Source organism: Wolbachia endosymbiont of Phyllotreta cruciferae (assembly GCF_918697765.1).
Classification (GTDB): domain Bacteria; phylum Pseudomonadota; class Alphaproteobacteria; order Rickettsiales; family Anaplasmataceae; genus Wolbachia; species Wolbachia pipientis.
This window is the reverse complement of sequence record NZ_OU953855.1, coordinates 707,859-731,158: the sequence shown is the minus strand read 5'-3', so window position 1 is coordinate 731,158 and position 23,300 is coordinate 707,859. Positions and strand designations below refer to the sequence as shown.

The 23,300-nt window shown below is 34.8% G+C and carries 16 protein-coding genes, 1 tRNA gene and 4 pseudogenes; 6 read left to right on the top strand and 15 right to left on the bottom strand.

Annotation, left to right across the window (positions count from 1 at the left end; translation table 11 throughout):
- Positions 1-14 precede the first annotated feature (14 nt).
- The gene (locus NL281_RS03430; RefSeq protein ID WP_253303197.1) at positions 15-1,184 is read right to left on the bottom strand and encodes an IS4 family transposase; all 1,170 of its coding nucleotides are present in this window, start codon (positions 1,182-1,184) and stop codon (positions 15-17) included.
- Between the two features lie 386 nt (positions 1,185-1,570).
- Positions 1,571-2,420: pseudogene (locus NL281_RS03425) on the bottom strand (IS630 family transposase); the annotation flags it as partial.
- Positions 2,421-2,888: 468 nt separating this feature from the next.
- Between NL281_RS03425 and prmC the strand changes: the two are divergent.
- Positions 2,889-3,728, top strand: coding sequence for a peptide chain release factor N(5)-glutamine methyltransferase (gene prmC, locus NL281_RS03420; protein ID WP_010962305.1), 840 nt, complete (start codon positions 2,889-2,891; stop codon positions 3,726-3,728).
- Between the two features lie 164 nt (positions 3,729-3,892).
- On the opposite strand, the gene NL281_RS03415 is transcribed toward prmC, so the two are convergent.
- From NL281_RS03415 to NL281_RS03380, 8 genes are all read right to left on the bottom strand, one after another.
- Positions 3,893-4,741, bottom strand: coding sequence for a P44/Msp2 family outer membrane protein (locus NL281_RS03415; protein ID WP_253303626.1), 849 nt, complete (start codon positions 4,739-4,741; stop codon positions 3,893-3,895).
- Positions 4,742-4,862: 121 nt separating this feature from the next.
- Complete coding sequence (locus NL281_RS03410) at positions 4,863-6,866, bottom strand: type IV secretory system conjugative DNA transfer family protein (protein ID WP_077188467.1); 2,004 nt, start codon at positions 6,864-6,866, stop codon at positions 4,863-4,865.
- Between the two features lie 30 nt (positions 6,867-6,896).
- A complete protein-coding gene (virB11, locus tag NL281_RS03405) occupies positions 6,897-7,889 on the bottom strand; it encodes a P-type DNA transfer ATPase VirB11 (protein WP_010962302.1) in 993 nt (330 codons plus the stop codon).
- A gap of 1 nt (position 7,890) precedes the next feature.
- The gene (locus NL281_RS03400) at positions 7,891-9,333 is read right to left on the bottom strand and encodes a TrbI/VirB10 family protein (RefSeq protein WP_253303625.1); all 1,443 of its coding nucleotides are present in this window, start codon (positions 9,331-9,333) and stop codon (positions 7,891-7,893) included.
- Positions 9,334-9,349: 16 nt separating this feature from the next.
- Positions 9,350-10,150 carry a P-type conjugative transfer protein VirB9 gene (gene virB9, locus NL281_RS03395; RefSeq protein WP_174525402.1) on the bottom strand — a complete coding sequence of 267 codons (801 nt, stop codon included), beginning with the start codon at positions 10,148-10,150 and terminating at the stop codon, positions 9,350-9,352.
- Complete coding sequence (locus tag NL281_RS03390) at positions 10,137-10,817, bottom strand: VirB8 family type IV secretion system protein (protein WP_151807683.1); 681 nt, start codon at positions 10,815-10,817, stop codon at positions 10,137-10,139. The genes virB9 and NL281_RS03390 overlap by 14 nt, the downstream gene beginning before the upstream one ends.
- Before the next feature lie 72 nt (positions 10,818-10,889).
- Positions 10,890-11,972, bottom strand: a complete 1,083-nt coding sequence (locus tag NL281_RS03385; RefSeq protein WP_065094641.1) for a GTP cyclohydrolase II — start codon at positions 11,970-11,972, stop codon at positions 10,890-10,892.
- Positions 11,973-12,001: 29 nt separating this feature from the next.
- Positions 12,002-12,089, bottom strand: a tRNA-Leu gene (locus NL281_RS03380).
- A gap of 190 nt (positions 12,090-12,279) precedes the next feature.
- On the opposite strand from NL281_RS03380, the gene NL281_RS03375 reads away from it, so the two are divergent.
- The gene (locus NL281_RS03375) at positions 12,280-13,545 is read left to right on the top strand and encodes a metallophosphoesterase family protein (RefSeq protein ID WP_253303624.1); all 1,266 of its coding nucleotides are present in this window, start codon (positions 12,280-12,282) and stop codon (positions 13,543-13,545) included.
- 27 nt (positions 13,546-13,572) lie between these two features.
- Here the strand turns inward: NL281_RS03375 and dnaA are convergent, their stop codons facing one another.
- The gene (dnaA, locus tag NL281_RS03370) at positions 13,573-14,955 is read right to left on the bottom strand and encodes a chromosomal replication initiator protein DnaA (protein WP_010962298.1); all 1,383 of its coding nucleotides are present in this window, start codon (positions 14,953-14,955) and stop codon (positions 13,573-13,575) included.
- Positions 14,956-15,281: 326 nt separating this feature from the next.
- Here dnaA and NL281_RS03365 point away from each other — a divergent pair, with 326 nt between their 5' ends.
- Positions 15,282-16,019: a type I glutamate--ammonia ligase gene (locus NL281_RS03365; protein ID WP_006279775.1), complete on the top strand. Its 738-nt coding sequence runs from the start codon at positions 15,282-15,284 to the stop codon at positions 16,017-16,019.
- Positions 16,020-16,028: 9 nt separating this feature from the next.
- On the opposite strand, the gene NL281_RS03360 is transcribed toward NL281_RS03365, so the two are convergent.
- Together NL281_RS03360 and NL281_RS08450 are read right to left on the bottom strand one after the other, a co-directional pair.
- Entirely contained in the window at positions 16,029-16,592 is a 564-nt protein-coding gene (locus tag NL281_RS03360) for a hypothetical protein (protein WP_253303623.1), read from the bottom strand.
- A 135-nt stretch (positions 16,593-16,727) separates the two neighbouring features.
- The gene (locus NL281_RS08450; RefSeq protein WP_256469397.1) at positions 16,728-16,862 is read right to left on the bottom strand and encodes a hypothetical protein; all 135 of its coding nucleotides are present in this window, start codon (positions 16,860-16,862) and stop codon (positions 16,728-16,730) included.
- A 178-nt stretch (positions 16,863-17,040) separates the two neighbouring features.
- Between NL281_RS08450 and NL281_RS03355 the strand changes: the two genes are divergently transcribed.
- The 3 genes and pseudogenes from NL281_RS03355 to NL281_RS03345 all read left to right on the top strand — a co-directional run bounded on the left by NL281_RS03355 (position 17,041) and on the right by NL281_RS03345 (position 21,696).
- Positions 17,041-19,455: an efflux RND transporter permease subunit gene (locus tag NL281_RS03355; RefSeq protein ID WP_253303622.1), complete on the top strand. Its 2,415-nt coding sequence runs from the start codon at positions 17,041-17,043 to the stop codon at positions 19,453-19,455.
- 190 nt (positions 19,456-19,645) lie between these two features.
- Positions 19,646-20,542 (top strand): annotated as a pseudogene (gene ltrA, locus NL281_RS03350) (group II intron reverse transcriptase/maturase).
- 65 nt (positions 20,543-20,607) lie between these two features.
- Entirely contained in the window at positions 20,608-21,696 is a 1,089-nt protein-coding gene (locus NL281_RS03345; RefSeq protein WP_253303703.1) for an IS481 family transposase, read from the top strand.
- A gap of 34 nt (positions 21,697-21,730) precedes the next feature.
- Here the strand turns inward: NL281_RS03345 and NL281_RS03340 are convergent.
- Together NL281_RS03340 and ltrA (NL281_RS09175) are read right to left on the bottom strand one after the other, a co-directional pair.
- Positions 21,731-21,917, bottom strand: a pseudogene (locus NL281_RS03340) (IS4-like element ISWosp8 family transposase); the annotation flags it as partial.
- Positions 21,918-22,023: 106 nt separating this feature from the next.
- Positions 22,024-23,121, bottom strand: a pseudogene (gene ltrA / locus NL281_RS09175) (group II intron reverse transcriptase/maturase).
- Between the last annotated feature and the right edge of the window lie 179 nt (positions 23,122-23,300).

Genomic DNA, 23,300 nt, shown 5'->3' with positions numbered 1-23,300 from the left:
AAGTGTTGAAAGTATCAAAAATAACGTGATATGAGATGATCAACGGCATGTAAATTACCTCCCGACAGTAAAACAATCGAACGTATAAAAGAGTCATTTAGATCCAATGTGAATTGCAGTAATGCTATTTTGAACCCATGTAGATTATTTTTGATTTTATAAACAAGAAATAACAAAGCCGTAATAATAATCATGTAAATATACACCTTCATGCCATTCATAGTATGGCTTAAAAAGTGCTTATATCCAAGATTTTGCTTTATAAATTTAAAGAACACTTCTATATCCCATCTGCGCCTATATAGCTCTGTTACTTCATAAGCTGGCATTTCAAACAAGTTTGTCAAAAACCATATTTCATCTCCAATTTTATTTCTGATTTTTATTAGCCGTAGATCATGCTTTTCTGCCACTTTACCTCGTGCACGATAAAGATTAACTATTATATCTTCTAAAATCTCTGATCCATCCGATTTTTGTTCTCTTATAACTTTGTTCCTGCTTATAACATCATGTTTTCTTCCTACTTTAACTCTTGTGATAAATTTGTACTCCTTTTCATCAAATTCGGCAAAAGTTCCAACTTTTCTGATTCCTCTATCAAATAATAAAATATCCTCTTTTTCAACTTTAGCTTCATTAATTGCTCTCACTAATGCTATATCTTCACTACTTTCTTCTTGTCCTTTACAAAATCTTATACTTGTCGGCAATTGATCCTTTAATCCTACACTCACTTTAACTTGACTGTCGTTACTTTTACCGCCTATTTTTAGCCCATCTTTTATGAGATATCCCGATAAATTTATGATCGTCGAATCAAACTTATGTAAGTTATTTGATGTTTTTTGGGGTAATAGCTTTTTAATCTTGCTCATCAAATCAATATATACTCCCTTAAAATATTCTGGATTTATAACTTTTAACCTTTTTGACAAACCACTGTATGTTACTGTACTTTTATCGCTATTCTTATCCATTATACACCTGTTTATTACCATTTCTAGCGCTCTTAGGCTTGTTTTTTGCCCCATTAATATTAACTTCATTAGACCTTTAAATATAATCTTGCCCAACAATTTAGTATTACATTTATCTACTTCACTTAATTTTCCTAGCCTTTCTAAATCCTCATCTTTTATTAAATTTAGTACTCTTTCTATTTGATCCATTATTGCCTCCATTTTCTTGCAATAATAGTTCTTTATGTCTTTTTTGTGTTACTTTCAACACTTATGCCATTTATCCCCTAAGCCATCTGTATATTGCACGCTTGTACTTGTTTCTATCATTTTGATCCTAAATTATTTAGCTTACTCACTTTTTACATTTGTGGGTAAAAGTAAGGATTTAGCTCTTACTATTACCCACAAATATAAATGTTTGTTGCATAGCTCTTAATGGCATAACTTTTGCTTGAAATAACTGTTTATATGGTGCAATTTACAGCTTTTAGTTGCTAAAATTATAACTCTTAGTTTAATAATTTTAATCTAATAAGCTTTCAGGTTAATAAAATTAAATTATTTGAGTAAATACAATACTATGTTTTTATTTGTGGGTAATAGTAAGGATTTAGCTCAGGTGAGTACGGAGGTAGGTATATAATATCGATATTTTTAGGTACCTTTAAATTTTTTGACCTATGCCAACTAGCACAATCCATAACAAAAAAAGCCTCTCGTGTTTCTAGATATTGCGACATCTGCTCAAGAAATATGTTCATGCAATCAGTGTTGACATTTGGTGCAAATAAGCTAGAACTCTCTCCATTTCTAGGATTAACCGCACTATAGAGATAGAAATTTTGCCTACCTAATTTTGTTTTAACCTGTGTTCTAATCCCCTTTTTAAACCACCCATGTCCAACCTTTGAATGTGTGCCAAACCGTGATTCATCAAAGAAAAATAGCTCTTTTTCTGGATACTTGCTAATAGCTCCATTGAGATTTTTTTTTGAATTCCTCTTGTTTGCTTTTATCTTGTCCATTATGAACTGGTCTTGGTGTAATATATGAGAATTTCATCTTTTGCATATAGCGGTGTACTGTAGATTTGCTGATATTTAATCTGAACTTTTCCTGGATTCTTATTCTCATTTCTTTAATGGTAATATTAGGATTTTCTTCTATCCACTCTTCAATTTGCTGTAGTTGAACCTGATTTAATTTAGTTTTTCTACGGCGTTGTGGAGGAGCAAACAGTTTTTCTTCTCTGCCAAATTTCAAGAGTTTTACCCACGAAGTTAGTGCGCTTCTTGAAATGCAATATATTTTTGCTACAGCCGTTATACTGTACTTTTTTGCTGCAATTACAGCATTTAGTTTTTTTGAAACATATGCATTATTCCTTACTTTCTTCAGCATTTCTTTTGCTGATTCTACTACTTTTTCATCCAATAATTTTGATCTTAATGCCATTTATACCTCAACTATTTTACTTACTTCATTATAGCTTTTCTTCCATCTTTGTCCATCTGTTTGCCGTGTAATGGGAATTGGTATTACAAGCAAACTTTTCTGGATCTCAGTGTCTGGGCACTGGGATGACAGGGGAGGGAGGCTACTTGGATGACACCATTCTTTTTCCTGGATCCAAGTAGTCAGGGCACTGGGATGACAGGAGAAGGTACTAGGATGACACCCTGACCTCGTCGTCCCGCTACGTGTTAGCGGAATCTAGAGATACCGTGACGGTATGACGTAAAGCTCGCATTAGCTATACTTTTATGCTCACCAACTTAGCTGGATCCAAGTAGTCAAGCTACTTGGATCTGCAAATTGCAATGTTCGTACAGCTGCGTGCTTGACACTGGGATTTAGTGCAGCTACCCTAAACTGGAAGCTCATCTTGCTATTTTTGGCTGAAAGAAACATATTTTTAGAATAATGAAAACAATCAGCACTTTAATTCAAGAAGGATCGGAGTTATTATCGTCACATAAAGTTGAATCACCACATTTAGATTGTGAAATCATCATGCAGCACGTACTTGGAGTGGAAAGATCATTTATAATTGTGAACCATGCTGATCAAGTGCCGATGGAGAAAGAACTTTTATTTTGGAAATTAACAAAAAAAAGAGCGGAAAGATATCCAATATCGCAAATAATAGGTAATCGTGAATTCTGGAGTAAAAATTTTATAGTTAACCAGCATGTTTTAGATCCAAGGCCAGATAGTGAAACAATAATCCTAGCAGTGTTAAAATATTACCCAAACAAAAAACAGAAACTAAAAATTGCAGATTTTGGTACAGGCACAGGTTGTTTATTGATATCCGTACTTAGTGAGTATGAATATGCTGTTGGCGTCGGTTTTGAAAAAAGCTTGGAAGCATATAAAGTTGCCTATCAGAACACAAAAAAACATGATCTTCTCAGCAGAGCCAAAATATTTCCAAGTTCGTGGACAGAGTGCAGAGGTTCATTCGATCTTATAATCAGTAATCCTCCATATATTAAAAGAAGCAAATTGAAAGACTTGCAAGCTGAAGTGCAAAAGGAACCAAGAATTGCCCTTGATGGTGGTATTGATGGTTTGAGCTGTTACTTGAGCATTTTTCCAATATTGAGAAAGTGCCTTAAAAAAAATGGGTTTGCGATATTGGAGATAGGTGAAGATCAAAGCAATATTGACAAAATAATCCCCTCATACGAATTAGCTTTTCAGGAATATGTATATGACTTAGCGGGAATGAAGAGATGCATTGTTGTGAAAAGAACATAGCTAATGTTTTTTTGCCTTCATCCCATATTATCCTATATCATCCCAGTACCCTCTACCTAGTCATCCAAGTAGCGTGACTACTTGGATCTATATTTAACTAGATCCTATGGTCAAGCCATAGGACGACAGGAACGGTTTTATGCATTTTTTAAAGGGCAACATGTTTAAGCTTTGCTGGCAAAATGGAAAGTAAGACCAGCCTCTATACCGTGTGTGTGAAATAGTTGATTACCTATATTTATTTCCTCAGTTACTTTGCTACCTGAGCTAGGATTAAGCTTCTTTTTTTTATCATTATTAGGGTCGTCTACCACTTGTCCTAACCTTTTTGCTGTAAGCTTAATATCGCTACCAATAGCACCAAAACCTCTATATCCGATATGCATATTTACATCTTCGTTTATGCGATAGTCAAAGCCAGCTTTTAATTGACCTGCGGGTCTTATTGACGGTTTTTCAAACATCGTCATTCTTGTTGCACCGATCCCAATACCAACGTAAGGAGAAAAAGAGAAACGGTCACTTTTCCAATGATGATAAACATTTGCCATTACAGATATGTTCTCAATTTGGTCATGACTAACTGCAGCACTATAGAGATAAGTTTCTTTATTAGGATCCTCACCAGTCTCCTTTAGGTATGAAACAGTTATTTGGCTACTTGTTAAACCAATATTATCCACTTTTACAGAAGAATACATCCCTTCCAATTCAGCCCTATAGCTGTTGTTACCCAATTCTCCTGTGTAACCAAATGCCACATTTGCAGCAAAAGGTGGATTATAATCTCCTTTATACTCACTTAGTGACTGACCTTCTGTGTTCTGAGCACCCCTGTCATTTATAGACAAATTTTTGATACCTGTAGTGCTTGTTTTTAGTACGCTTGTGTTATTTAAATATTGACCGTAATACCCACTACCAAAGTAAAACCCTTCTGTTTCACTTGCAAAAGATTGTTGTGACAACAATAAAGCAAATGCTGTAACCGCTAATGTTTTTTTACTAATCATTATTACTCCCCTAGTTAAAATAGCTAATCTAATACTAATTAATTAAAAATGGCTTAATATGAAAAACCTAATTATTTGCATAACTTGCACTTTTCTGAGCTAAAAATAGGCAAAGTTAACCTTACTTCTCGTCATTTTTTAATTTATCCTCATCTTCAAATTCATCCTCCTCTTCTTCGTCATCAAACCCATCATCGCTCCTATCCTCATCTTCCTCGTCATCATCTTCAAACTTATCGTCGATATCTTCATCATCAATATCTTCGTCTGCAAATTCATCTGATTCATCATATACTGCATCTTCGGTTTTAGTTTCAGCAGGATAATCAACTGAATTAGGTCCCTCAAGAACATTATTCCCCTCGTTATTAACCTTATCTTTGCTCGCAGCGGCAGAAAGAACTTTGTTTGGGTCATATGGTTCTTGTGTAGGCACACGAGTTTGTTTGAGCAGCCTTCTTGTGAAGGTGGTATCACTGTAGTACAAAATTTTCTTTGATTTAATTGGGTAAGTCGACTCTATTAAAATTATCTGATCGTCACGTGGCAACATAATAACTTCTTGAGGCAATAGCAATGCTCTCTGTATTTCAGAGATATGTAATGACCTTGAAGCAGGATTTAAATCTAAAAATTTAGGCTTATTCAACGATTCTTGTTGTACAGTTTTGTTTCCTATAAGTTGCGATATTAAATTAGCTGTTTCAATATTATTGGCTGCAAAAGTTATTCTGTAAGTCGAGTTTGACAAAAAGGAGTTCATCCCTGCTTCTTCGTATATTCCTTTGAGCTGCTCAGTATCTTGAACAATTAAGAATAACCTAACTCGATAACCACGAAAATATGCAATACCTGTTTGAAATTGCTCCATTTTTCCAAGTGTAGGAAACTCATCCATTAAAAACAATACGCCATAAGGCTCGTCATCCGATGGCAATTTTCTACATAAAAACTCAGTTGCCTGTTGGTAAAAAACCTGCATTAAAGGCCTGAGCCTAGTCAAGTTGTCAGGAGTTAAACCAACATAAACTGTAATTTTCTTCTTTTTAAAATCTAGAATATTAAAATCACTTGACGCAGTTGCAGTATCAATCAATGGGTTTGCCCACAATTCAAGTGATGAGTTCATGGTTGATACAACACCTGACCTTTCTTTATCAGCTTTTTGTAAAAAAGCTGCAATATTCATATATGCTACAGGGTGTAGTATTTTACCCATTGTATCAAGAGCAACAGCAAGATTATAAACCACGTCATCACTACGCATCGTACGCACAACTTCACCAAAAGATTTAACTTTCTCTGGTGCAGCAAGTAAGTATAATACCACTCCAACAAATAAGCTTCTTGCTTCATTCTGCCAAAAGTCTTGTTCAGGCATGATTAGGTTAGCTATTTTCTGCACATCGTCAACCATCTGCCCAGGTTTTTCACTAATCCATTGTAATGGATTGTAACAGTGACTTATTCCATCTGGCTGCGCTGGATTCCATACGTATACTTTTTGTCCTTGTCGTTCTCGCCAACCACTTGTTATTTCATAGTTTTCTAATTTTATGTCGTGTACAATTACCGAGTCAGTCCAAAATAATAAATTAGGAATTACAAAGCCAACACCCTTACCAGAACCTGTAGGTGCAAATAACAATGCATGCTGAAACCCATCAGAAATGAAGTATCCTCTTTTATCTTTACCAAGCAATAATCCCTTTTTGCTTCTTAATCCTGCTTTTCGTATGTCTTTCTCTGATGCCCACTGCGAATCTCCATGAAGTGATTCCTTCTTTTTAAATGGTCGCCACTCAATTATCCTTTCTCTTAAATTCCATAAGATAATCATTAAAACAATGATAGGCAGTGCAGAAGATATAATTAATGTGATTTTGAGCTCAAGGCTATATAACTCTGGATGATGCCAACAATATTGTATATGATCAAAAATCGTTGGCCAAAGAGCTTGAGGGAAAGGCGTCAAACTAGGATTAATTGCCTTAAAATCCACAGCATCCGGACCATCAGCAAACAGAACAAACAATATACCAGATAGATAGAAGCAAAACTCAAGTACGCTAAAAGCTACTACACCTCCTATGAGAATATTACGTAGGTGATTTCCATTACTCATAAACTACTCTTCCTTAACTTATGTATAAATTTAAGCATTTTCGCTCGCAGATCTAGTAAATAATATCTCAGAAATGCTTCTTTTGCCCCCACCGGTTCTTTTTAGCTGAATAACAATATCAATCACATTTCTAATGTATGGTATAATTTGGTCTGGAGGAATGCCAAGGTTTGCTTGCATAACCATCAGTTTTATTTGCTCAAGGGCCATTGTTGGACTATCCGCATGAAGGGTTGATATTGATCCAGGGTGACCAGTATTTATCGCCCTGAGAAAACTAAAAGCTTCCGCTCCACGGAGCTCACCAACTATTATTCTGTCTGGCCTTAAACGTAAGCACGCTTCTATCAAATCTTGAGTGGTTACTTTTGCTCTGCCCTGCCCTCCTTTAGAGGCAATTAGATGGACTTTATTGGGATGATCGTTCAAAACGATTTCCCTTGCATCCTCAACAGTAATAATTCTTTCCTCATCTGGAATAGCACGCAAAGTAGCATTAGTAAAAGTAGTCTTACCAGTGGAAGTTCCACCACTAATTATAATATTTTTCTTACTTATTACAGCGTATTCTAAAAACTCTTTTATTTTTTTTTGCCTTAACAGTAAATCCAAATGACGGTCAACTGGATTATCAGTTGCTTCTGTAACAGTTTCAGAAAAAGCCCCCATTTTTTCGTAATCATCGAGTGCTAATTGCATGCTAGAAGGCTTACGAATCGACATGACTACTTTATCAGGCTCACATGCTGGCGGAAATACTATCTGTATACGATAACCATTTGGTAATGTTGCCGAAAGTAACGGCGCTTCTTCGCTAAGTTTTTGTTCTGTAGCTTGAGCAATCAGTCTGCCAAGAGATTTCAAATGGTTAAGATCGAATACTTCTAATTTTTCACACCTTATTTCACCGCGATTTTCAATCCATACTTCCTTTGGCTTATTTATTGATATTTCATTTACGCCTTCTTCTTGAAATATGCCTTGTAATGGCTCCAAATATGTATCAAGTGCAGCATAGTTCATTTCATTGATTTAATATTGCCTGTGGAGGAAATACTATATCTTGGTTAACAAATACTTTCAATGCAGTGCCTTGATCAACATAAATAGTTGGTTTTTTATCTGTATATCTGCCCACTACATCCCGCATATCTTTAGAAAAATCCTCGATTGATTTCCCGATTGCTTCATCATAAACAGACTTGCTTTTTCTTTGAATTTGTTCTAACAGTTGATTTACAATTTCCAGGCTTATATTTACCTCGTCTTCTTCAATTCCTAGTGCTTTTGCTATTTCCTCTTTCATTATTTTTAGTAAATCTTGTCTGCTTTTGGCACTCCGAATTCTTCCGATAGCCCCAAGGCCTAATTTCCATTTGTCACTAGATATCTTCTTTTCTGGGTCAATAATGAGTTGGAGAGAAGAAAAATCTATTTTGGTTGCAGTGATAGACTTTACTGCATCTCTGACAGTTAGCGTATCAACAAGATTAGAAGCCTTTTGCCCTATAACAGCAGAACCAATCGAAACACCAGCAAGTGTCACTGAAGAGAATAACGCACTTACTATTTTGTTATCAACTATTCCTGCTATTCCTGCTCTACCAAGCTCGTCAGTACTAAGTGATGAGATTGCAATATCTATTCCATGTGGCAGAATCACTCTATTCCAGTTTATATTTACACGAGATTTAGCAACATTCGAGTCAAATGAATAACTGCCTATCAATCTTGAGCCTTTAGGTATTAAAACTGTATCACCAGTTTCCGCATAAACATCTCTACTCACCATAGCACGCAGCATTCCTTGCAGATCAGAGTTTATTGCAGTTTCAAGAACAGCATCAATAATTTTACCTTGAGTAATCATTAAACCAAGCTTTCCTACCCTGGTAGCTTTGCTCGATTGTGCTGAAGTGTCGGATAAAATAGCATCAGCAGCCTTGTTCTCTCCACTACCACCTGAAATTGTTAACATTTGTGCACTACGTCTGTCTCTAGGATAACCGCCACCCCCTATTGTAGGAAATGAGGTAGGTAAATTGCCCATAACATTACTAGAAGGAAAATTTTGCTTTGGCAAAATAGGTATATTTGACGCAGAAGTTTCTTTTGGTTTCTCTTCTTCTTTTTTAATTTGTTTTATTTCTGGTACGATCTGTGGTGTAGGAAGAGGAGGTAAGGGTGGTAAGGAATCGGTTATTATTCTTTCAGGAACCATTACATTATCTGGAACTTGTTCCAACTTTCCTTTCAATTCTTGAACGTTTTGCTTTGTTTCCTCTTTTTTAATAACTTCTGAACCCTCTTTATGAGAAGGACTAAAATAGAGATAATACACTCCACCAACCAGAAGTACTAAAATAATGACCATCAATGCCCTATGACCTTGATTAGAGCCAACTGTTACTACCTTATTCTCTATTTCTGATTCATCTTCTGAATTGTTACGCCTTTCTTTATTCATATTGCATGTACCACAGCTAAAGTGACCTATTTATAATTTCAACTTCACCATCTTCATAACGCATAAATAGCTTTTTATGTACTCCTTTTATTATAACATAATCATCAAATAACAGCCTTTTACAAGGTTTATCCTCCCCTTCTACAAAAACCTGAGGTATTTTATTATTATTTCTAAATTTTAAATAGGTTAAATAACCATCATCAAATAACTCGATCGGAACTATATCCGCATTACCACCTTCATCAATATATGTATAATTGTACTTCGTATCATTTTCTTGTATTATTTTTTCTAGCTTGTCTGTAGTATATTGCATTTGAGTAGGTAAAGAAACCTCATCTAAATCAACATCAAATTCACCTTCTTCTTGAGGATAATAAAAACGTACTACGTAAGATATATCCTTTTCAGCAGAATAATCGTGATCCACTTTCTTAGCATCAGTATCCGGGTATTTATCGTAGTTTGGCCTTGAGATTAAATCAAAAATGTAATTTCTTTTTTTAGTTGTCGTAATAATCATGTTAGTGCGACTACTAACTTCAAATGGCATGATAAGCAATTTATTGTCATAAGGATTAATTTTCCAACTTGATGCATCACCAACAGCGATATTTTTAACTTTTTCTCCTTCCGCAAATTCAATATAAGAATAGTAACCCTGACTAAAAACCACCGTAAATACTTCATTAGGGCTATACACAAAAGTCTTTATTCTACTATCTACAGAAATAGGCTCATTATAATTAATGGATGCGTTTAAATTGCCACTGACAAGTAAAGCTAAAACTAATAATATCCTATACATATTCATCATCTACTCTATATGAAATAACTTGAAATCCTAATGGGTTAATATATCTTTGCTGATCATCCATTTCAAGCGATGCATATCTATATGACATAATAACTATCTTATTTTTTCTCGTAGAACTTCCATCTTTCCGTGTAAATTCCACAAAAAATCTCACCTGAAGAGCATCGTTACCCAACTTTTGAATTGAGCGAATTTTAAATTCACTTTTGGTATCTGAATATAAATTAAAAAGATCATCCATATTCTGCGATCCTACATAATTTCTAAATTCATTATACACATTAGGTGAGGAAAACAACCTCACCTTTGTATAATAGTTATAATTATAATGATATGGATCAAAAACCTCCCTTGCTTTTATATACTCTGAAATAAAATAATCGTTTAGCGCTTCATCTGCAGAATACTGTTTTACTGTGACAGGATCAACCAATTGCACTATTCCTGATTTCTTGTCAATTTCTATAACAAATGGCTCAATAGTGCTACTTGTGCTAATTTTAAATATGACTAATATGCTGATAGAGATCGTTGCTAATAATATTAATGCAAATAAAAGTAGAATATTCCTTTGAGCAATAACTGTGCTGTAGCGGTTTGAATTCCAATTTATATCCTTATCTAAGGATTCAGTATTTTTTTCTCGCTTAAAAAATCTTAGCATTTTAGTATTCCTAAAAACCTTAACTTATGTTAATAAACATAGCAAATTAACAAAGTAGTTACAGCAAAAAAGCTAAAAAACTCTTAATCTATGGCCTAATTTACCAAACTTTGTCTCCATATATGAATCGTTATATTTATTACGTTCCACAATAAGTGGTAGACACTTTGTAACTCCTATACCACTACTTTCCAATTCTGACAATTTCCTATCATTGTTTGTAAGTAATTGGATTTTGTTAATGTTCAATTTCTTAAGCATTTTAGCTGCAACAGCAAAACTCCTTTCATCATCTTCAAAACCCAATGTTCTATTTGCATCAACAGTATCAAGATTATGTCCTCTTTGCATACTGTACGCTCTTAACTTATTAGTTAAACCAATGCCCCTTCCATCTTGCATCAAATACAATATAATACCACTTCCAGAGTCAGCTATCATTTGAATTGCTTGATGTAACTGACTTCTGCAATCGCATGACAAGCTATCTAACAAGTCACCCGTATAACACGAAGAATGAATTCTTACTAATGGTTCGCCATCTTTATCTGGATTGCCAATGATAATTGCATGATGTTCTCTTCCACCACTTTCGGTTCTATAAGATATGATATTTACTTCTTGAGTCTGTTTTAAAAATAATGATGTTTTGCACACTTCATATACATCCTGATTTTCTTGAAAATTATTTATGAATGACGTGTCCAGTGCAATAACGTCATTTTTCTCGCACCAATTTCGCATTTCATGATTATTCTCAAAAGTCATATCAGCCACTAACGCGTATGGCAATAATTCTGAGAACTTAAGCAAGGCAATAGCACATTCATCTATTGTCTTTGAGCATTGCAACTCTTTTATGCAATCTTCCTTTGAACAGTTTATTAAATGGAGCAGTTCATCAAAATTATTCACCAACAGACGTTTGCTGTTATGTTCTTTATTCTGAGATATGTATTTTACCTTACTTGAAGTTAAAGTAACATATACATTGCTTGATATAAGCTTGTATTGATTAAATAAATCTCTTTCTAAAGCCTCAGCAGCAGCAAACAATAGGTAATTACTTTCATCATATATTACAATTGGCCGACCGCGCCTGATTTCGCTGATAGCTCTTTCTACCTTATTGCTACTCTGATTTCCTATAAACATTTTTACCCATATTAAACAGCGATAAAAACTGGTGCGGCCGAGAAGACTTGAACTTCCAAGGCCTTATGAGCCACAGCGACCTCAACGCTGCGTGTCTACCAATTCCACCACGGCCGCACTATATTCTAGTTTTTATATAATTATTTTAAATTACTTAATCATTTTAGAATTTTTCATCTAGAGTGTCAATCTGATACTAGAATAATTTAGAAATTGTTTGTATAATTTGATTATGAATTTTGTGATTATAAATTTTAATCATTTAAGATAACCTTACTACTAATTTTTAACTTAGGTTTTTATACAAATGAATATAGCTAATATCTTTATTTTTTTAGCTCTCTCTCTTATAACTAGCTTTCATTTCGTCCATGCACAAATATTATACACATGGTCTCAAGTTATCCCAGAAAATAAACTAAGCATACGCGCAATTACGGACAATGACATGTGTCCCATTGTTTATGTTGATGGCAAGGAAACAGAAATGCTGAATCGCAGCTCAATTAACAATGGTGATCATAACGAAACAGTTTGTGAACTGACAGTACAAACAAGTGCCAAAGACGTTAGTATTGAGGATCTACGGGTTCCTATATTACCAAAAAAGGTTAATAAAATTGCTTTCATTGGTGACACGGGCTGTAGAATAAATATGTTATTTCAGCAGGAATGTAATTCGGTAGATAGCTGGCCTTTAAAAAAAAATTTAGACTCAATTGCCCTTCATAAACCAGATTTAATTATCCATGTTGGTGATTATCATTATAGGCAAACAAGATGTAGAAATACAAAAAAGTGTGGCGATATTTATGGATATAATAAAGAAGCTTGGTACGCTGATTGGTTTGAGCCTGCAAAGGATATTTTATCACAATCCCCTTTCCTTTTTGTTCGTGGAAACCATGAGAGTTGTGATAGAGCTTATGAAGGATGGTTCAGGTATTTAGATTCATACCCCTTTTCGTCTGAAAAATGTGGAAACTTCGTTTCTAGTTGGTCCTTAGATGCTGGACCGATGAAATTTTTTATCTTCGACTCTTCATCCGGTGAGGATATTTTTACAACCCAAAGCACAATTGATGCTTTTGAAAGGCAATTTGATAAATTGATACAAGATAAGCCCACGTGGTTTTTAACTCATAAACCACTTTGGAGATCTCCAAAAAAAGAATTTTTGACATTAAAAAGCCATGGCAATCTTACACAAATTGAAGCTTTTGGGGATAGATTTCCAAGCAATGTTACTACCATAGTTTCCGGCCATATTCATATAGCCCAGATTTTATTAATGGATAATGTTCCAGACCAGATTATAGTTGGAAATGGCGGTTCATTACTACACGCTCAAGATCAAGAACCTGTTTATCAAAATGTAGAATTTGACTATTCAAATGGTAGAAACTACTTAGCACACGAAGTTAGAAACTTTTTCGGCTTTGGCTTTGCAATACTAAACTTAGATGATCACAAATTTACCTTCTATAACCAAGATAATAAGGAAATGTATTCTGCGAAGCTAACAGAAGATTTTAAACTTAAACGGATTAAAACTATAGTCGATTCATTTTAGGATTTGTTATTAGCTATTTTAAAAACGCTACTTAAACATTTTTTTTAATCGATTGATTTCATCAGCAAATTTTGAGTCGGTCTTTATAAAATTTTCTACTTGTTTTACTGCATGTATAACAGTAGCATGGTCTCTGCCACCAAAGTTTCTCCCAATATCTGGTAGGCTTTTTTGCGTAAATTTTTTGGCAAAATACATAGCTATTTGTCTTGGCCTTGCAAGACTGCGAAGCCTTCTATTGGATTGCATATCTGCAACCTTTATATTGAAAAATTCAGCTACTTTCTTTTGTATTTCTTCTATTGTGACTGACCTATGATTTGACCTAAGAAGATCGATTAGGGTTTCACTAGCTGATTCTACCGTCATACTTCTTCCAATTAATGAGGTATGGGTAACCTTATTTAATGCTCCTTCTAATTCTCTTATATTAGATTTTATGTTCCTTGCTAAAAACTCTAGGACATCTTTCGGAACATACATATTCATCTGCTCCACTTTTGCCTGCAATATACCAAGCCTCAATTCAAAAGTTGTTTCATTAATATCTGCCACCAACCCCCAACCGAGTCGTGATTTTATTCTTTCTTCCACTCCATCAAGATCACTAGGAGACCTATCAGCTGATATAACCAATTGTTTATTTTGGTCTATCAATGCATTGAAAGTGTGAAAAAATTCTTCTTGTGTACTATCTTTACCACTGATAAATTGCACATCATCTACCATCAATACATCTACTGATCTAAATTGCTCTTTAAATAACATAATATCTTTGCTTCGCAGCGCTGTAATATATTGGTACATGAATTTCTCTGCTGATAAATACACCACTTTTCTTTTTGCTGATGGGGAATTGACTATGTGCCAAGCTATAGCATGCATTAGATGTGTTTTACCAAGTCCCACTCCACCATATAGAAACAAAGGATTGCTGCCTAATATTGGATCTATAGATTCTGCCACACGCTTTGCCGCCGTAAATGCTAATTCATTTGGCTTTCCCACTACAAAATTATCAAAGGTGAACCTTGGATCCAGCGGCGAACCAAGATTATGATTACTTTCCTCTCTGTTTTTTAGTATAACATTAAAATTTGAATTCCTCTCCTCAATTACTTGAATATCAATAGAACGTATACTTTTATCTTCGCTTTGCCATAATGATAATATTTTTTTCATGTAATGAACTGTAATCCACTCTTTTATAAACCTTGTTGACACGGATAAAAGAACTTCCCCATTTCTGCTACTGACAAATTTTAGTGAACTCAGCCAGCTATTATATGTTGCTTCTCCATAAAGATTATAAAGACAATTTTGGATTTTTTCCCAAGTAACATTGTGATCCGTTACTGTAATAATCTGATCAAAAAACATAGTAGAAACCTTAGGGCTAGTTAAGTTCATATACCACACCAAGAAAAAAGCAATAATTAGAAAAATACAAGATAATCAATAGCTTACTGCAAAATGAAAAGCTAATACTACTTAATACATACTAAAAATTATGGTGATTTTTTGATGGGTTGTAAAGGGTATAAAAACATTAAAATTGATCATTTTTATTTCAAAAAAATGAAAAATTTGTAAATGTCGCTTGTATCGAGGATTAGAAGCATGCTATTAAAAACAGTAATACATTATGTATAAATAAGATGTTAAATTTACTGGCAAATAAGTAAAGTATTCATATAAATATAGCTAACCTAATATAGATTTACTGAAGCAAATTTATGATTATATTAAGTAATTTGAGTTGTTATGCTGTATTCGGTATTGAACTAGAGTTTTACATTGAAGGAATAGAAAAAGAATACTTATTTCTGAATAGCATCAAAAATAAAATAGCATCTCTTGAATTTTCTTGCGAGAAGGAGAATTCTACACATCAGTATGAGATAAAAAGTGGTTGTTATACGAACTCCGACAATTTAATTAAGCATTTTGAGTTAGCAAAACAATCACTTACTGAAACAGCACAAAAACTAGGTGGGAATATTTCTTTTAAAGCAAAGCCCTATTTGGATAGAGCAGGCAGTGCATTAAATGTGCATGTTAATCTCGTGAATTCAAATAACGATAACTTATTTTATATCAATGAGCAAAAGTACAGTGACTATCTGATTCATAGTATTGGTGGATTATGTGCAATGATGAAAAAACATATGTTGTTTTTTGCTCCAAATGATGATTCATATTTAAGATTTCAGTACCCGGATATTCACACTCCAACTACGATTAGTTGGGGAATAAATAACAGAACTGCTGCAATAAGAATTCCCTATTTTGGCAACGATTCCAAAAGATGCCGCCTAGAGCACCGTGTTCCTGGAGCAGATTGCAACCTTGAAAAAGTACTCACAGCAATAATTGAAGGTATAGTTTTTGGTATAGAGAACAAAATTGCTCCGCCAAATAGAGTGTATGGCATTGCATCTGATCCTCAATATAAGATGGAGAGTTTGATATAGCAACTACATCTAAAACCCTAACCCGTTAAATGGCTGTTGGATAATTGGCTGTTTTAGCACTTCCCTCACATCATTATTTACATTCCCGCACTGTAATAGCCACTCTGCAGGAGATAGTTTTCTCTCAGGTTTAGATTCTATACTAATATTTGCACTTGGTCTTTCAGGAAGTGGATTACCAAGCGCATCCATGTGTTTAGGTAAAGGTTCCATAACAATATTTGTAGCACTAGAAACGGAATGACTATCTTTAGTATCAGCGCTTTTAGAAAGTGAATTACCTTTGAAATCCATATGTTTAGGTAGTCCATTTTTCATTTCTTCTTCTGCTCTTTTATTTTTTAATTCTTCTTCTAGCTCAGTTTCAGTTCTTTTTGGTTCTTTTACGGTATCTTTTTCTTCACCTTCATCTTCTGAAACACGAGTAATTTCAGCTTTAGTTCTTATTTTATGAATCAGCGAAAGTAATAAGTAAGTAACTGCAGCAGCAGAAACGATAATGGCTATCTTTGCGGCAATGTGGATTGCTGTTAAAAATATTAAAGCTGATAAAGCTCTTACTATTACCCACAAATAAAAACATAGTATTGTATTTACTCAAATAATTTAATTTTATTAACCTGAAAGCTTATTAGATTAAAATTATTAAACTAAGAGTTATAATTTTAGCAACTAAAAGCTGTAAATTGCACCATATAAACAGTTATTTCAAGCAAAAGTTATGCCATTAAGAGCTATGCAACAAACATTTATATTTGTGGGTAATAGTAAGGATAAAGCTCCAGCTAATCCAGACACAATAACTTTATTTTTGCCTTTTGTTATATTTAGAATTGCCACCATCATAATAACCTCTCAAATACTGTTCTAGAATTATTATACAGGAATTTTCTTATACTTGCAATTTTGCGAAAATTTTAATTATTTGCATAAAGTTTTAAAGCTACACAAGGATTAATTAATATGCAATGTATCTCGACTATAATATTGTACAAACACACATATTCAGCTAACATTCAACATGCAGAGCTTACTCATAGAGCGAAACAGGGCGGTGGTATTATTACTTATAGTAATTTTTATCTTCGGTTCATACGTTTATGTAAAAATGCCAAGGGAAAGCAATCCTGATATACAGATTCCTATAATCAGCGTGTTTGTTGGACTTCCTGGGATTTCTGCTCAAGATAGTGAAAAGCTATTAGTGCTTCCTATAGAAAATGAACTAAGATCCATCGAAGGTGTAAGAGAATTGAGAGCTTTTGCAACTAATGATGGTGCTCACATGATACTCGAATTTGGAACAGAGTATGATAACAAAGAAGTGCTCGATAATGTCCGTTCAAAGCTTTCAAACATAAAATCGAAGTTACCTGTTGAAGCGGAATCTCCAATAATAAATGAAATAAACTTGAGTCTATTTCCCATATTAAATGTTGGCTTAATTGGTAATCTGCCAGAAAGAGCCTTAACTGAAATAGCACGCAAGTTAAAGAAAGAAATAGAATCTCTGCCAAATGTTCTCAAAGTTGAAGTGGCAGGTATTCGTAAAGAAACAGTAGAAGTTATAATTGAGCCCACAGTTCTAACAAAATATAACATTCAATCAAACGAAATATTCCAAGCTATATCAAGCAATAATAGACTAGTGGGAGCTGGGTCACTGGCCGGTAAATATTCGATTAAAATATCAGGGTTATTAAAAGATATAGAAGATATTATGAATATTCCTATTAGATCTCAAGGCGATGCAGTTTTGAGAATCAAAGATATAGCAAAAGTATACCCTAGGTTTGAGGATCACCAAGGATTTGCTCGCATTAATGGATTACCTAGTGTCATGCTAGAAATTTCAAAACGTAACGGAAAAAACATAATAGACACAGTAAATCAAGTAAAATACTTAATGGATAAGGCAAAAGATCAATTACCTGAAAATTTAAAAGTGGTGTACTTAAACGACCAGTCAAAAAACGTCCGCGATGTGCTTGATGACTTGGAAAACGGCATAATATTTGCTGTGTTGTTAATATTGATCATAATGATGCTTTCTATGGGAACAAGGATTGCTATTCTTGTGGCACTCTCGATACCCGGTTCCTTTCTCATTGGGATAATAGCTCTTTACTTTATGGGTATAACCTTAAATATCGTTGTGCTCTTCAGTTTAATTATGGCTGTTGGCATGCTGGTTGATGATGCAATTGTGATCAGCGAATATGCCGATAGAAAGATGATCTGCGGAATGGATAAAGTAGAAGCTTTTTACACTTCAGTTCGTGATATGTTTTATCCGGTTCTATCATCAACGTTAACTAAATTAGCAGTGTTTTTTCCTCTATTATTCTGGCCTGATACTGTTGGTAAATTCATGCAGTACATACCAATTACAATAATTCTAACTTTGACTGGATCGCTCATTATGGCTTTGGTTTTTATACCAACACTTGGTGCAATATTTGGTAAGCCTTCGATAACTTCAAAAAAAGAAATAAAAAAAATGAGTGCTATAGAAAGTGGTGAAATAAAAAATGCTGGGCCTATAATAAGAGCTTACGTACGCATGCTAGAGAAGGTTTTGGATCATCCTAAAAAATTCGTATGTGCTACTGTATTCGTTTTGTTTTCATTTAGTATGCTGTACTTTACTTTTGCTCCTGGAGTAAAGTTTTTTCCGAAAGTGGATTCAGATAATATTTTAATCAGTGTTAAAGCAAAAGAAAGCTTAGCAGCCAAAGAACGAGATCTGATACTCAAAGAAGTGGAAGAACGCATTTTGAGCATTGAAAAAGAAATTCATGTTTCTTATGCTAGATCAGGAGCATTTTCAGACAACGTTATCGCCAGAATACAACTAGAACTTATGGATTGGCGCTTCAGGCGCAAAGCTAAGCACATACTAAATGATATAAGGAGCAGTGTGCGTGCGCCAAGCAAAGTGCGTAAAGTCCAGTTGGTGAAAATCCAACCCAGGCAAAGCCTAGCCAGCAGGCTGGAACAAACCACTATGCTGCGTAAGGTAACGAGCGTAGTAAAGCTAGTGGAATGGACAACACAGGGTACAACGAAAGTGAAGGTATTGAGTCCCGAAATTCTCGATGTCATAGAGGTCGACACGTTGCATATAGTGGAAGACAGCAAGAAGGGTAACAATAGGGCAAGTTATCACTCACTCTATCGGGATCTGAGGCCGTATCACGTGTTGAGATGGAGTTTACGTAAACTTGGGAGATCCTTTGTATTCCTATTAAGGTACGTTGGAACAAGTCAACAAAGGCGAGTACTGACGGAAGATATAAAGGAAGTCGGACTGATTGATAGTACTCAGAGTGTGGGAAAGCCACATACAAGGGGAAGCGGTCAGCAATATAGTGACTGGTTTAGGAATTGCTATGCCAATACAACGGAGGTTGGAATAACGTGCAAAGAAAACTAAATCAGATAGCAGTAAGAGCCAGGCAAGATAAACGATTGAAATTTAATCGTTAATTCATCTGATAAACGCAGAGAATCTTGCTGAATGTTATAAAGAGCTAAAGCATAACAAAGCATGCGGTATAGACCAGGTGACAGTAGAAGCTTATGGAGAAAATCTTGAAGAGAAGCTCAACACTCTGGTGGATAGTATGAAAAGAAAGCGATATCAACCGCAACCAGTGAAAAGAGTATATATACCAAAAGCTGGAAGCAAAGAGAAACGCGGGCTTGGAGTACCGTCTACAGAAGATAAGTTAGTCCAGATAATGCTGAAGAAGATATTAGAAAATATTTATGAAGCTAACTTTCTGGATAACTCATATGGTTTTCGTCCTGGTAGAAGCTGTCATCAAGCGGTAAATGCACTAAATAAAGCAGTTATGTACAGACCAACTAACTATGTAGTAGAAGTTGATATCAAGAAATTCTTTGATAATGTCCAGCACAAATGGCTAATGAGATGCTTGAGAGAACGGATAACAGACCCAAACATACTGTGGTTAGTAAAACGATTTCTTAAGGCAGGAGTAGTCGAAGCAGGACATTATGAAGCAACTGAACTAGGCACACCTCAGGGGGGAATAGTAAGTCCTATACTAGCTAATATATAGTTGCATTATGTGCTGGATTTGTGGTTTGAAAAGAAATTCAAGCTAAGATCTAAAGGTTATATGGAGCTAGTTAGGTATGCAGACGATCACCTGATTTGCTGCGAAAGAGAAAAAGATGCTAGAGAACTCTTAGAGTCACTGAAACAAAGGCTAGGAAAATTTGGACTGGAAATATCTGAAGACAAAACAAGAATAGTAAAGTTTGGCAAAAAGGAGTGGCAACAAGGAATAAGGGAGAAACGAAAAACGGAAAGTTTCAACTTTCTAGGATTCACCCATTATGGTACAAGGAGTCGTAAAGGTAGAGTAATGGTAGGTCATAAAACCTCGAAAGAAAATCTATCTAGAAAACTTAAAGAAATCAAAGAATGGGTGAAAAAGATCCGAAATAAAGTTCACCTTAAAGATTGGTGGTCAATACTTAAAGTGTATTAAACAAGACTTGATCTGACACTTTAAAAAAGTAAGTTATAAAATAATAAAAGAAAGGAGTGTTAGAAATGAGTACAATACAAACAAAAATACTAAAACCAAAGCTAGGGTTATTAGAACTAGCAAAACAACTAGGAAATGTATCTCAAGCATGCAAAGTGATGGGATACTCAAGAGATACATTTTATCGATTCAAAGAGTTGTACGAAAATGGAGGAGAAGAAGCATTACATGAGATAAGTAAGAAAAAACCTCTATTAGCGAATAGAGTTTCCGACGATATAGAAAGAGCAGCGATTGGTATAGCAACAGAATTTCCAGCATATGGGCAAGAAAGAGCTGCAAATGAACTGAGAAAAAGAGGTATAATAATTTCTCAGGGAGGAGTGAGATCTATATGGCTGAGAAATGATCTTGAAACTTTCAAGAAAAGACTTAAAGCACTGGAAGCAAAAGTAGCTCAAGATGGAATTATATTAACCGAAGAGCAACTTGCAGCTTTAGAAAAAGTTAAAGAACAAAGAGAAGCACATGGTGAAATTGACACCGAACATTCAGGTTATTTGGGTTCTCAAGATACCTATTATGTAGGTAATATAAAAGGTATAGGAAGAATCTACCAGCAGACCTTCATTGATACTTATTCTCGAGTAGCATTTGCCAAGCTTTATACAGACAAAACGGCTATTACTGCTGCTGACTTGCTGAATGATAGAGTGATACCATTTTTTGATGAGCAAAATGTGCCATTATTGCGTATCCTTACAGACCGAGGAACAGAGTATTGTGGTAAGCCTGAAAATCACGCTTATCAGCTTTATTTGGGAATCGAAAATATCGATCATTCTAGGACCAAAGCCAATTCTCCACAGACTAATGGCATATGTGAAAGGTTTCATAGAACTATGCAAGATGAGTGTTACAATATTATCTTCAGAAAGAAAATCTACAATTCTTTGGAAGGTCTACAGATTGATGTTGATTATTGGTTGCGTTCTTACAATGAAACAAGACCGCATTCAGGTAAATATTGCTATGGTAAGACGCCTATGCAGACTTTTCTTGATAGCAAACATGTTGCTTTTCAGAAAAATATTAGTAGCATTACACAAGAGACTGATATTAGTTTTGACTACCTCAATTCTTCTGTCAGTTAATTCTTGTCTGTCAGATTAAGTCTTGTCTTTTACACATAAGTTCACATTCTATTCCCAAACTTTTTTTAACTAACTTTAAAATCATAGAAAATACTGTCGAAAAAGGAAGTTTTCTTGTTCGTGTAAAACTCAACACAATGGATTCTCTGAAAAGCTTTCGAGTATATTATATTTTTAATTTGTAGAATAAAATTTTTTCCTTTTTGTTTGGTAGAAGTCATAGTTTTAAATCCTCCTGATTAAGTTTTATCGCTATGACTCCCCCACCAGAACCGTGCTTGCAGCTTTCCCGCACACGGCTCCACAATGTAGTATTCACAGCATTTCCTATTTTGTATATAATGAGTAGCATATTCTTGGTTTTGGTAATGGATTAACTTGTAGATAGTGTATAAATTGCTTTGAATTCATACTCTTCTTCTGACTACGTCGGTTTATCCATTTATACGCTAGCTTGATTACCCGCCAGAAGAATTTATTCAACCACCGGTAATTTCCGCTAACTCCGAAGTAGTTATAGTGTCCTGTTAGTTTTGCTTTAAGTATTGACCACCAATCTTTAAGGTGAACTTTATTTCGGATCTTTTTCACCCATTCTTTGATTTCTTTAAGTTTTCTAGATAGATTTTCTTTCGAGGTTTTATGACCTACCATTACTCTACCTTTACGACTCCTTGTACCATAATGGGTGAATCCTAGAAAGTTGAAACTTTCCGTTTTTCGTTTCTCCCTTATTCCTTGTTGCCACTCCTTTTTGCCAAACTTTACTATTCTTGTTTTGTCTTCAGATATTTCCAGTCCAAATTTTCCTAGCCTTTGTTTCAGTGACTCTAAGAGTTCTCTAGCATCTTTTTCTCTTTCGCAGCAAATCAGGTGATCGTCTGCATACCTAACTAGCTCCATATAACCTTTAGATCTTAGCTTGAATTTCTTTTCAAACCACAAATCCAGCACATAATGCAACTATATATTAGCTAGTATAGGACTTACTATTCCCCCCTGAGGTGTGCCTAGTTCAGTTGCTTCATAATGTCCTGCTTCGACTACTCCTGCCTTAAGAAATCGTTTTACTAACCACAGTATGTTTGGGTCTGTTATCCGTTCTCTCAAGCATCTCATTAGCCATTTGTGCTGGACATTATCAAAGAATTTCTTGATATCAACTTCTACTACATAGTTAGTTGGTCTGTACATAACTGCTTTATTTAGTGCATTTACCGCTTGATGACAGCTTCTACCAGGACGAAAACCATATGAGTTATCCAGAAAGTTAGCTTCATAAATATTTTCTAATATCTTCTTCAGCATTATCTGGACTAACTTATCTTCTGTAGACGGTACTCCAAGCCCGCGTTTCTCTTTGCTTCCAGCTTTTGGTATATATACTCTTTTCACTGGTTGCGGTTGATATCGCTTTCTTTTCATACTATCCACCAGAGTGTTGAGCTTCTCTTCAAGATTTTCTCCATAAGCTTCTACTGTCACCTGGTCTATACCGCATGCTTTGTTATGCTTTAGCTCTTTATAACATTCAGCAAGATTCTCTGCGTTTATCAGATGAATTAACGATTAAATTTCAATCGTTTATCTTGCCTGGCTCTTAC